The organism is Roseateles aquae, from assembly GCF_032337115.1.
Taxonomy (GTDB): Bacteria; Pseudomonadota; Gammaproteobacteria; order Burkholderiales; family Burkholderiaceae_C; genus Roseateles_C; species Roseateles_C aquae.
In genome coordinates this window covers 121,008-131,489 of the sequence record NZ_JAVXZY010000004.1, presented here as the reverse complement: position 1 = coordinate 131,489, position 10,482 = coordinate 121,008, and the positions used below count along the sequence as shown (strand labels likewise).

9 protein-coding genes and 4 tRNA genes are annotated in these 10,482 nt (G+C 61.6%); 8 read left to right on the top strand and 5 right to left on the bottom strand.

The window, feature by feature from the left end; genetic code table 11:
* Nucleotides 1-38: 38 nt before the first annotated feature.
* Nucleotides 39-236, top strand: a complete 198-nt coding sequence (locus RQP53_RS11640) for a hypothetical protein (RefSeq protein WP_315650472.1) — start codon at nucleotides 39-41, stop codon at nucleotides 234-236.
* Here RQP53_RS11640 and RQP53_RS11635 read toward each other — a convergent pair.
* The 5 genes from RQP53_RS11635 to RQP53_RS11615 all read right to left on the bottom strand — a co-directional run bounded on the left by RQP53_RS11635 (nucleotide 208) and on the right by RQP53_RS11615 (nucleotide 7,078).
* Nucleotides 208-1,155 carry a polysaccharide deacetylase family protein gene (locus RQP53_RS11635; protein WP_315650471.1) on the bottom strand — a complete coding sequence of 316 codons (948 nt, stop codon included), beginning with the start codon at nucleotides 1,153-1,155 and terminating at the stop codon, nucleotides 208-210. The two genes, RQP53_RS11640 and RQP53_RS11635, sit on opposite strands and share 29 nt — an antisense overlap.
* Nucleotides 1,156-1,162: 7 nt before the next feature.
* Nucleotides 1,163-1,648, bottom strand: coding sequence for a GNAT family N-acetyltransferase (locus RQP53_RS11630; RefSeq protein ID WP_315650470.1), 486 nt, complete (start codon nucleotides 1,646-1,648; stop codon nucleotides 1,163-1,165).
* 343 nt (nucleotides 1,649-1,991) lie between these two features.
* Nucleotides 1,992-2,738 carry a DUF6445 family protein gene (locus RQP53_RS11625; protein ID WP_315650469.1) on the bottom strand — a complete coding sequence of 249 codons (747 nt, stop codon included), beginning with the start codon at nucleotides 2,736-2,738 and terminating at the stop codon, nucleotides 1,992-1,994.
* Nucleotides 2,735-4,276: a tryptophan halogenase family protein gene (locus RQP53_RS11620; RefSeq protein WP_315650468.1), complete on the bottom strand. Its 1,542-nt coding sequence runs from the start codon at nucleotides 4,274-4,276 to the stop codon at nucleotides 2,735-2,737. Before RQP53_RS11620 ends, RQP53_RS11625 begins: the two co-directional genes overlap by 4 nt.
* Before the next feature lie 195 nt (nucleotides 4,277-4,471).
* Nucleotides 4,472-7,078 (bottom strand): TonB-dependent receptor, encoded by a 2,607-nt coding sequence (locus RQP53_RS11615; RefSeq protein ID WP_315650467.1) that lies wholly within the window; start codon nucleotides 7,076-7,078, stop codon nucleotides 4,472-4,474.
* A 529-nt stretch (nucleotides 7,079-7,607) separates the two neighbouring features.
* Here RQP53_RS11615 and RQP53_RS11610 point away from each other — a divergent pair.
* The 7 genes from RQP53_RS11610 to nusG all read left to right on the top strand — a co-directional run bounded on the left by RQP53_RS11610 (nucleotide 7,608) and on the right by nusG (nucleotide 10,451).
* Nucleotides 7,608-7,693, top strand: a tRNA-Tyr gene (locus tag RQP53_RS11610).
* Between the two features lie 71 nt (nucleotides 7,694-7,764).
* Nucleotides 7,765-7,838: transfer RNA gene (locus RQP53_RS11605), tRNA-Gly, on the top strand.
* Nucleotides 7,839-7,924: 86 nt separating this feature from the next.
* Nucleotides 7,925-7,999, top strand: a tRNA-Thr gene (locus RQP53_RS11600).
* A gap of 51 nt (nucleotides 8,000-8,050) precedes the next feature.
* Nucleotides 8,051-9,241: an elongation factor Tu gene (gene tuf / locus RQP53_RS11595; RefSeq protein ID WP_315650454.1), complete on the top strand. Its 1,191-nt coding sequence runs from the start codon at nucleotides 8,051-8,053 to the stop codon at nucleotides 9,239-9,241.
* Between the two features lie 15 nt (nucleotides 9,242-9,256).
* Nucleotides 9,257-9,332, top strand: a tRNA-Trp gene (locus RQP53_RS11590).
* Nucleotides 9,333-9,472: 140 nt separating this feature from the next.
* Nucleotides 9,473-9,856 (top strand): preprotein translocase subunit SecE, encoded by a 384-nt coding sequence (gene secE / locus RQP53_RS11585; RefSeq protein WP_315650466.1) that lies wholly within the window; start codon nucleotides 9,473-9,475, stop codon nucleotides 9,854-9,856.
* Between the two features lie 10 nt (nucleotides 9,857-9,866).
* Nucleotides 9,867-10,451: a transcription termination/antitermination protein NusG gene (gene nusG / locus RQP53_RS11580; RefSeq protein ID WP_315650465.1), complete on the top strand. Its 585-nt coding sequence runs from the start codon at nucleotides 9,867-9,869 to the stop codon at nucleotides 10,449-10,451.
* Nucleotides 10,452-10,482: the final 31 nt, after the last annotated feature.

The following is a 10,482-nucleotide window of genomic DNA, read 5'->3' as shown; positions in this document are numbered from 1 at the left end:
GCGCTGGGCCTGGGTTTTCAGATCAATCCGCTGCCGCTATGCGTCAAGGCAGACGCGGGGCCGATACCGTTTGTGATGAACGGCCGCCCGGCGCCATGGCGCACCGGCTCCGCAGCCTGTCCGCACCTGCCGGCCATGCGCTGAGCCTGTGCGTGCTCGGCCGAACCGTCACCGAACGCGTGCAGCCGACCGATGCGCGGCAGACCCTCAGTGCGCTGGCCGCGGCCAGGCTCTGAAGCGCTCGCCGGTCGCTGCGCCCGGCTGCAGCTCGCGCCAGGCCTGCATCAGCTCGCGCATGCGCAGCAGCTTCAGCCCCTCGGCCTCCAGCGCCTTGGGCAGGCGCGGGTCCAGATGCAAGCAGGTGTCGGCCACCCGTGCTGCCCAGTCCGGCGCCAGTGCGCGCAGTTCCGGCGCATCGACGGCCGGGTGGCTGATCAGCAGCGACACGCCCTCGGGCAAGCCGCCTAATAGCCGTTGGCAATGGCTGAAACGGTCGCCGGCATCGTTCAGCGGCAGCTCGGCCCAGGCATCGAACAGGACCTGGCCCGCGGCCGTGGCCTGCAGCAGTTCGCCATGGGCGCGCTGTGCGGCCTCGGCGCCGATATTGCAGAGCCGGGCCAGGCCCTCGGCGCTGAGCCGTATCAGGCTGATCGGCAAGCCGTGTGTGAGGCCCAAATCGGCATAGATGCTCAGCAGGCCGGGGGCGACCAGGGTCAGCATATGGCTGTCCAGATGGCTGGGGCTGAGACCGAGGCTGCGCAGCCGCTGGATCTGCGCCTCCAGCTCCTGCCGCACTTCGCCGGGCCGGGCATGGGCATGGGTGTCGCGCGCCGAGGCCCAGAAATAGCCCTGCGCGTCGACCAGGCTGGACGCTGCCGCCAGGCCGCTGACCGGCGCGAAGCGAAAGCTCGACCATTCGCTGTTGAGCACCAGATGGACACCGAGGTCGTGGTCGCCACGCTGGCACAGCTCGGCCAATGCCGGCAGCCAGGGGGAGGGGGCCATCACCGAGGCGGAGCTGAGGCAGCCATCGGCGTGAATGCGGCGGTAAGCCTCCAGTGTGGCCTGGCACAGGCCGACATCGTCGGCATGCAGCACGACCGCGCGCTCGCCCGGGCGCAGGCCCAGCTTCTCCAGCCATTGCAGACGGTTCATGGCGCGCTCAGCTGTCGGCGCCGAGCAAGCGGCTGGTGTAGATGCCCGGCGTCGACCCGGGGATTTCGACCGCCTTGAAGTAACGGCGCTGCAGCGGTGCGAAGTCCGGGCGTATGCCACCGAGTACCGCGTAGGCATGGCCATCGTCAGCCATCGCATGGAACACGCAGTTGCTCAGCGCATGGCAGAGCTGGGTGCCGCGCAGATCCGGATGCAGTCCGATGGGACCGGCAAAGCCGCGGCAGGTCACCTCGTAAGCCGCGAAGCCGACGATCTGGCCTTCGCGAATGGCCAGGAACAGGCTGATCGGATCACGCGCAAAGGCTGCGCTGATCTCGTCGGCCCAGCCGCGGCTGAAATGCTGCCTGACCCAGTCGAGCACCTGGCTCTTCTCATAGGAACGGGCGCGGCGCAGGTCCAGCGCCAGCTCGTCCAGGCAAGACTGATAGCGCCCACGCGGCGGCAGGTCGTAGAGCCGAATCAACATGTCCATGGCATCCCTCCGGCACTGCCGATGGCTGGGCCGTCGGTCTGCGCCGACAGGGCACGCGGTGCCAACAGCAATACTTCTGCTTTGTCCGGTGCCGTGGCAATGACCTGGCCCGGAGGCTTCTGCAACTGGCTCTACAGCTAACCAGTTAGGCTATTCAATATATACCAATGAAAGTCCAGTTTTCTGAGTGAAACCACGGGGATGGGGCGTGTGTTCGACTGGATTTACTGGCTTTGTGCGAATTCTGAGAGAGGTTGGTGTTCGAGGCTGCAGAGCGCTGCGGTTATTGGTATTTTGTTGGTATTTAAAAACGCATCCTGGATGCTTGCTTTCACGGCCAGCCTCAGGGTGCGGGAGGGGCGATGCCGAAGTCGAAGAAGGAGTTCAGGGTCAGTCGCCCGCGCATCGGATCGCTGCTCAGGCTGATGGACGGATTGATGCAGGCGCTGTGCAGCAGGCTGCCTGGGTAAACGACCAGGCGGTTGAATTTGGCCGGCAGCATGCCGAGGAAGTCGAAGTGTTCATCACCACGATCGAAATAACGCGCCGGTGGAGGGCGTCGTTCAAGCTCCTCACGGTAGCAGTCGATGTAGTCGTCACGATTCGCGTGCGTGACCTGTTGGATGCCAGTCGCCTTATGCCGGTAGAAGCCGGTGCCACCGTGCTGGCCGTCGCACAGATAGAGCAGGACGGCCATGTGATAGGGCGTGCTGGCATCGAAGTGCGGGGTCCGTTGCAAGGGCCCCAGCGTGTCTGGCGGCATTGTCGTCAGTGAAAAGGCGCAGATGCTCTTGTGCAGAGGCAAGTCCTCGGGCACCTTGAAGTTCAACTTGATCAGTGGCTCGACCAACTGAACCAGATTGGCGGTGTAGTCCGCTGGAGCTTCGGCTCTTACGCCCGGATAGCCCTTGTGCGCGGACTGCTTCGGGTAGGGTTCGAAGCGGCTGGCGCGGGCCTCAGCCAGCAAGGCCTGAGGGTCTTCGAGAAAGTCATCAATCAGCACGACCTGATGATCGCCGATGCGAACCGAGCGCACGTCGGGCGGCATGCGCAGCGCAAAGCGATCCGTTGTGCTCGACGTCACCGTCATGCTGCTGCTCCGATCTGTTGGGCCCGCGCCGCCTCGCGCAGCCCATTCAGCCAGTCGCGATGGCTGGGTAACTGGGCGACCAGGCGTGCGGTCTGTGCGCGTATGCGTTCGAGTTGCTGATGGCTGTCGCTGCGTTCGAATTCCGAGATCGGAAAACCGCGGGTGGCAAAGCGCATGCCATAAAGCACGTACAGGTAGTTCTCGACCCCGAACAGGTCGAAGCGGCTGGAGAAGTCGGTCTGCTGCGGGTGATAGATCCGCCATTTGTCGAGCCGCTCACGCAGCAGCTCCGAGACATGGGTGCCGAACCGGTTGTCACGCCAGAACGCCGAATCGTTGCGATCGGAGACGTGATAGTGCATCTGCACGAAATCGATGATGCGCTCCCAGGCGTAGCCAAGCACCTGGTTGACATGGGGCCGCAGTCGCTCAGCATCACCGCGCCAGCGTGGGAAATTGCGTGCCAGCAGGCCGGCAGCGAAATCGGTCAGCAGAATGGAGGTGGCCTCAAGCGGCTCGACAAAACCTTGTGCCAGCCCCAGAGCAACGCAGTTGTGCGTCCAGGCCTGCTGCCGATAGCCGATCTTCATCGCGATCTTGCGCGGTGCAAAGCCTTCCAGCGGCCGTCCCAGATAGCGTGCAAAGGCGGCGACCGCCTCGTCTTCCTGCATGTACTGGCTGGCATAGACAAAACCGGTTCCGCGCCGCTCGGTGACTGGGATGTCCCAGATCCAGCCGGCGCGATGCGCTGTCGCCAGCGTGTAGGGAGGGATCTCGGCTTCATGTGCGGTTGGCACTTGCTGCACCAAGGCGGTGTCGGTCAGTATCTGGTTCGACTTGTCGACAAAGGGCACCTTCAAGGTTCGGTGCGTCAGCAGCGACGCAAAGCCGCTGCAGTCGATGTAGAAGTCATAGGCCTCGCGCTCGCCTGATTTCAGCACCAGGCAGGCGATGTTGCCCTCGGCATCGCGTTCTGCGCCGGTGATAGTGGCGACCCGGTGTGTCACGCCAAAGCGTTGTTGCGCATTGCGTGCCAGCAGGCCGGCGAACTGGTGCGCATTGACGTGGTAGGCGTAGTCAACTTCGCCTTCATAGGGGCCCGATGCGATCTGCTTGGGCGAGCGCATCGCCTCAGCCACACGGGCGGCCACCGAGACGTCAGAGAACGGAAAGTGTGCGCTGTTCTGCAGGCAGAACGGGCTTGCATCCAAGCCGCCGGGGTAAGCGGAGGCAAAGGGGTGGTAGTAAAAGTGATCTGGGCCGTGCACGGCTTCGTCCAGCCAGTTCTGGAACTTGATGCCAGCCTTGAACGTGGTTTCACAGTGCAGCAGCAGCTCAGCTTCGGAGATGCCGAATTTGCGCAGGCTCCCCTTGATGGCGGGCACCGTGCCTTCGCCGACGCCGATGATGGGCACCTCGTCGGATTCGATGACCGTGATCTGCACGGCGGGGTCGGCGTGCATTTCGCGGCCGAGATGGTTGGCGGCCAGCCAGCCGGCAGTACCACCGCCGATGATGGCAATCTTAAGAATCTTCATGGGGCTCTCTAGAAGCGGGCGCAAGGTTTCGTCGCGGTGGCGCAGCCGGATGCTGACTGGTATTTCATTGGTCGTCTGTTCGAATTTTCCCGCAAGGCGGGTGCTGCTGGCGGGTCGCCGAAGCCTTGCTCGTTGACTGAGCACAAAAAAGCCCGGCCTAGGCCGGGCTTTTGATGTCGAAGTGACAGCGGAGGATCAGAACTTGGCGCTCACACCAACGCGGTAGGTCGTCTCGCCCAGGAAGGACCAGGCGGGATATCCGACCTTCAGCGGACGCTTGACGGTTGTGCTGACATCAGCGGCGCCGTACTGGACGTCGTCCTGCTTGGTCAGGTTCTGAGCTTCGAAGGTCAGCTTCAGCTTGTCGGAGATATTCCAGCCCAGGCTCAGGTCCAGCGTGCCGAACGGGTCATGCATGCGGTTGCCGTAGTAGCCGGTTTCACGAATCATGTACTTCGAACGCCAGTTGTAGGCCAGACGTGCGGAGTACTGGGATGTTTCGTAGAAGCCGACCAGGTTCACGTTGTGGCGCGACGACTGGGTGAAGACATTCAAGCCGTCCTGGTAGCTGACCGCCGGCGCGGTGGCGTCGGAGAAGGTGTAGTTACCAGCAACACCGAAGCCGTTGTCAAACGAGTGATTGACCTGGAATTCCAGACCCTGGATCTTGCCGCCGCCAGCGTTGACGTAGCGGTTGACAGTCCAGTCATCCTTCTTGCTGTCCGGATCGACCACACCGATTTGCTGATGCACCAGCGTGTCGGTGGTGATGAAGTTGCTGATCTTCTTGTAGAAGACCGTGGCAGCCACCAGATTGCCGCGACCGTAGTAGTACTCGATGCCCAGGTCGAACTGGTTCGACTTCATCGGCTTCAGGGCCGCGCTGCCGAGGTTCATCGTCTCGTTGCCGACGACCTTGTCGTTGTAGCCGTTCTGGGCCGAACCGAACATATTGTCGAAGTTCGCACGGGTGACGGCGGACGAGGCTGCGAAGCGAACAATGGTGTTCTTGTCGAGGTCGTAGGCCAGGTTCAGGCTGGGCAGGAAGTCGTTGTACGACGAGCTGTCGTTGACGATGTTCTTGGTCCAACCGTCATTGGCTGCCACGTCGGCCACCGGGTCATGCATCGACGTGCCATCGAACTTGTAGGAACGGCCGGTGGCGTCGGTGTGGATATAGCGCAAGCCGAAATTGCCGTGGAACTTGTCCTTCTCGAAGTCGAACATCACATAGGCAGCGGTGTTCTTCTCTTCCAGAGCACCATAGGCGCTGCGCAACTCCACCCAGTCCTTGACGTTCTTGTAGGTCAGGTCGACCAAGGCGCCCAGATTGGCCTTGGGGAAGCTCCAGCCCGGCGTGCCCATGGCGATGGTGCCGCTGTACAGGTCGCCAGGCGCGGCCGACTTCGGATGGTCAGCATCAAAGAAGCGAGCGGTGTCCTGCTGCTTGTTGAAGCTGTGCTTGGTGCTGCGCACACCGGTCTTGACGCCGGTGACAAAGCCCCAGTCAACATTGGTCGACAGATCGGCCTGGAAGAAGTCTTCCTTGTCCGAGTTCGGTGCGCGCTTGACCGCCCATTGGCCCGGGGCCAGCGTGGTCGGGAAGTTTGCCGTCGTCACGTCTTGCGAAGCGCCGGGCGAGACAACGATCTTGTGACCGGTGGCGTCGATGGAACCGATCCACTTCGGCAGGCCGGGGCCGCCGCTGGACAAGTCGTAGTTCGTCGTCAGGTCGGTACCGCCCTTGGCCTTGGTTGTGCCGCCGGTCACGTCGAGGCGATAGCCATCGGTCTTGTAGCTGGCGTTCAGCACCAGGCTTTCCGACGTCATCTTGCCAACGCGACCCCAGGTTTGAGCGAAGCCAGGATTGGTCTTCGCCGCGGTGGCCACGCTGGTCAGGCATGCACCTGCTGCATTGCGCGAGGTGCAGGTGTCGACGCCGCTGGCCTGGAAGATGTAGTGGCTGGTGTTGGCGTTGTCGCCAGTCAGCTCAAGATTCAGGTAGTTCAGGCCCAGATCCAGGTTCTCGACCGGACGCGCCTGCAGATTGACGTTCAGCGCCGTGCGCTTGCGGTCTTGCAGGAAGGTCGACGGTGTGACGTCGGCCGACCACATGGTGTCGGCTTCGATGCCACGGCGCACGTACTCGCCCTTCTCGACACCGCCGGCAACCAGCACGCCGAAGGACTTGGACGCGTTGCGCCAGCTGTACAGTCCCGAGACATCCTTGTTGAGTTCAGTGCTGATCGAGCCCTTGCCAGCACGGGCGCCGACATAGGCCGTGCCAGCTGCCAGGTCAAGCGGCTTGCGGGTCTTGACGATCACGGTGCCGCCGATGCCGCCTTCGGTCAGGTCAGCTTGTGACGACTTGTACACCTCCATGCCGCCAATGAGTTCTGGGGGCAGCAGCGAGTAGTTGAACGAGCGGTCGATAGAGACCTGGTCGTACCAGCCTGTCGATGCGACGGTCTGGCCGTTCAGCGTCGTGTAGGTCATTTGCGGGTCAGAACCACGCACGGACACCGAGGCGCCTTGACCGAAAGCACGGCCGACCGACACGCCAGGAATGCGACCCAACGACTGGCCGACGTCGGTATCGGGCAGCTTGCCGACATCTTCGGCGGACACAGCGTCCACCACGGCGTTTGCGTTCTTCTTGATATTGACAGCGGATTCCAGCGAAGCGCGGATGCCGGTCACCACGACTTGGTCCAGCTGGTTGTCGGTCTTCGGGGCTTGCTGAGCGTTTGCTGCCAGCGAAGTCAGCAGCGTCACTGAGACGGCTGCGGCGATCGGGGTCATTCTGACCTTCATAAACTGCTCCTCGATATGGCCAATGAATCGTTTCGGCCTGTTAAGACGCGGAACCTGGACCCATGCCGAGCGGGGGAGTGGCATGCGCCTGGCGCCTCCAGAATGCACTTCAAATGCAACCAATGCCATGCCACTATAACGGCCGGTAGATCCACTTTGCTACCACTTTTGCGACCGTGTTTTCCCTGCTGTGGCATCGATGCGACCGCGCCACGGTGTCCTTCGGCATGGTGCGCTGCGCGGTGCTTGGCGGCGCTGGGCTTGTTTGTGCTTGGTAGTAAATTGGTATCTAACTCGGAGGCGCGCCAGCGGCGTGCTGGTTTGCTTTCGACGGACCTTGGGTTTGAGTCGTGCGTGTTCGCCTTGAAGGTGCAAAGTTCATGGTGTTGGTGTCGGCGCAGTGCCCTTGTCCGCGCCGTTCGACCGATGCGAGCGAGGATGGCCGCCGTCTACAGAACTTTTTCGACAAAGTTGTTTGCAGAATCAAAAAGTGTTGTTATAGTAGCGGGCTTGCCTCGGAGGGGTGGCCGAGTGGTTAAAGGCAGCAGACTGTAAATCTGCCCGCTAACGCGTACGCTGGTTCGAATCCAGCCTCCTCCACCAAGGCAAACTTTGAAGCTGGTCTGCAGCTTGGGTCCGCAAGGGTCTGGCGACAGATTCAGTGGCGCTCCCGGGCGGGAGTAGTTCAATGGTAGAACCTTAGCCTTCCAAGCTAATGACACGGGTTCGATTCCCGTTTCCCGCTCCATCAGGGTGGCCGATTGGAGTGGCGGTTCCGTAGAGATAGTGTCGGCATCGGTTTGTGGATTCTGTGGTCTGCAAACCCGTGTCGATGCCCATGTGGCTCAGTGGTAGAGCACTCCCTTGGTAAGGGAGAGGTCACGCGTTCGATCCGCGTCATGGGCACCACCTATTTCTTATCCTTCCTTCTCTTTCAGATCTGATCGCCAGGAGCGCAAGATGGCAAAAGGTAAATTCGAACGTACCAAGCCGCACGTGAACGTGGGCACGATTGGTCACGTTGACCATGGCAAGACCACGCTGACGGCTGCAATCGCTACCGTGCTGTCGAAGAAGTTCGGCGGCGAGGCCAAGGCCTACGACCAGATCGATGCGGCGCCTGAAGAAAAGGCTCGTGGTATCACGATCAACACCGCACACGTTGAGTACGAAACGGCTAACCGCCACTACGCTCACGTTGACTGCCCGGGCCACGCTGACTATGTGAAGAACATGATCACCGGCGCTGCTCAGATGGACGGCGCTATTCTGGTGTGCTCGGCCGCTGACGGCCCGATGCCCCAGACCCGCGAGCACATCCTGCTGGCTCGCCAAGTGGGCGTGAAGTACATCATCGTGTTCCTGAACAAGTGCGACATGGTGGATGACGCCGAGCTGCTGGAACTGGTCGAAATGGAAGTGCGCGAGCTGCTGTCCAAGTACGACTTCCCCGGCGACGACACCCCGATCATCAAGGGTTCGGCCAAGCTGGCTCTGGAAGGCGACACCGGCGATCTGGGCGAGCAAGCCATCATGCGCCTGGCCGAAGCCCTGGACACCTACATCCCTCAGCCGGACCGTGCCGTTGACGGCGCATTCCTGCTGCCGGTGGAAGACGTGTTCTCGATCTCGGGCCGTGGCACTGTGGTGACCGGTCGCGTTGAGCGCGGCATCATCAAGGTCGGCGAAGAAATCGAAATCGTCGGTATCCGCGACGTGCAGAAGACCACCGTCACTGGCGTGGAAATGTTCCGCAAGCTGCTGGACCAAGGTCAAGCTGGCGACAACGTCGGTATCCTGCTGCGCGGCACCAAGCGTGAAGACGTCGAGCGCGGCCAAGTGCTGGCCAAGCCCGGCACGATCAAGCCGCACACCCACTTCACTGCTGAGATCTATGTGCTGAGCAAGGAAGAAGGCGGCCGTCACACCCCGTTCTTCAACAACTACCGTCCCCAGTTCTACTTCCGTACCACGGACGTGACCGGTGCCGTTGAGCTGCCGAAGGACAAGGAAATGGTCATGCCTGGCGACAACGTCGGCATCACCGTGAAGCTGATCGCTCCGATCGCCATGGAAACCGGTCTGCGCTTCGCTATCCGCGAAGGTGGCCGTACCGTCGGTTCGGGCGTGGTTGCGACCATCCTCGAGTAAAATTTGAAAGACCACAGGGGCATAGCTCAATTGGCAGAGCGTCGGTCTCCAAAACCGAAGGTTGGGGGTTCGAGACCCTCTGCCCCTGCCAGCGACAGCCGATAATCGTCGCTGGTCACAAGTGGTCAAGGCAAGCCCGCGAGATTCGGTCTCGGCGGGCTTTGCTGCTGTTGGGTCAATCTCTAGCGCAAGCGTCAGATCGCGGTTTGCGGTCTGAAAGTGGAAAGTTCAATGTCCAATCCTCAAGTCGAAACCGTCACGACGGGCGCTGACAAGGTCAAGCTGGCCGCGGCGGTGCTGTTGCTGGTCGGTGCGCTGGTGGCCTTCTATGCCTTGGCCAAGCAGGGCGCGATCGCCCAGTGGGCGGCCCTGCTGGTGCTGTTGGCAGGGGCTGTCGCCGCCTTCTTCACCTCGGAGTCGGGCAAGTCGCTAAGCGCCTATGGCCAGGACTCGCTGCGCGAAGTGCGCAAGGTGGTCTGGCCGACGCGCAAGGAAGCCGGCCAGATGACTTTGTATGTCTTTGGCTTCGTCGTGCTGATGGCGCTGTTCCTGTTCGCAACCGACAAGTTGCTGGAATGGGCCTTGTACGACCTGATCCTGGGCTGGAAGCGCTAAGAGGAACGAGATGAGCGAAGAACTGAACGTCGTCGTGACCGAGCCCGCAGCGCCTGTGGGTCTGCCCAAGCGCTGGTATGTGGTTCATGCCTATTCGGGCATGGAAAAGGCCGTCGAGCGCAATCTGCGCGAGCGTATTGATCGCGCCGGCATGCAGGACAAGTTCGGCCGCATCCTGGTGCCGACCGAAGAAGTTGTTGAGCTGAAGAACGGCAAGAAGGCCGTGACCGAGCGCCGTTTCTTCCCCGGCTATGTGCTGGTCGAAATGGTCATGGAAGACGACACCTGGCACCTGGTGAAGCACACCTCCAAGGTGACCGGCTTCGTCGGTGGCGCCAAGAACCGCCCGGCTCCGATCTCCGAAGCCGAGGTGATGAAGATCGTCAACCAGATGCAAGAAGGCATCGAGAAGCCGCGGCCCAAGGTCGAGTGGACGGTGGGCGAGATCGTTCGTGTCAAGGAAGGTCCGTTCACGGACTTCAATGGCGCGATCGAGGAAGTCAACTACGACAAGTCCAAGGTCCGCGTCTCGGTCACCATCTTCGGCCGCGCCACGCCGGTCGAACTGGACTTTGCCCAGGTTGAGAAGGTCTAAAGACTTCAATCTTTAGATCGTTCGCCGGAGA

Coding starts and splice junctions, on each gene's coding strand:
- RQP53_RS11630 (WP_315650470.1), bottom strand. CDS start 1,648: ATGGACATGTTGATTCGGCTCTACGACCTGCCGCCGCGTGGGCGCTAT.
- nusG (WP_315650465.1), top strand. CDS start 9,867: ATGAGCGAAGAACTGAACGTCGTCGTGACCGAGCCCGCAGCGCCTGTG.
- RQP53_RS11615 (WP_315650467.1), bottom strand. CDS start 7,078: ATGACCCCGATCGCCGCAGCCGTCTCAGTGACGCTGCTGACTTCGCTG.
- RQP53_RS11620 (WP_315650468.1), bottom strand. CDS start 4,276: ATGAAGATTCTTAAGATTGCCATCATCGGCGGTGGTACTGCCGGCTGG.
- secE (WP_315650466.1), top strand. CDS start 9,473: ATGTCCAATCCTCAAGTCGAAACCGTCACGACGGGCGCTGACAAGGTC.
- RQP53_RS11625 (WP_315650469.1), bottom strand. CDS start 2,738: ATGACGGTGACGTCGAGCACAACGGATCGCTTTGCGCTGCGCATGCCG.
- RQP53_RS11640 (WP_315650472.1), top strand. CDS start 39: ATGCGTCAAGGCAGACGCGGGGCCGATACCGTTTGTGATGAACGGCCG.
- tuf (WP_315650454.1), top strand. CDS start 8,051: ATGGCAAAAGGTAAATTCGAACGTACCAAGCCGCACGTGAACGTGGGC.
- RQP53_RS11635 (WP_315650471.1), bottom strand. CDS start 1,155: ATGAACCGTCTGCAATGGCTGGAGAAGCTGGGCCTGCGCCCGGGCGAG.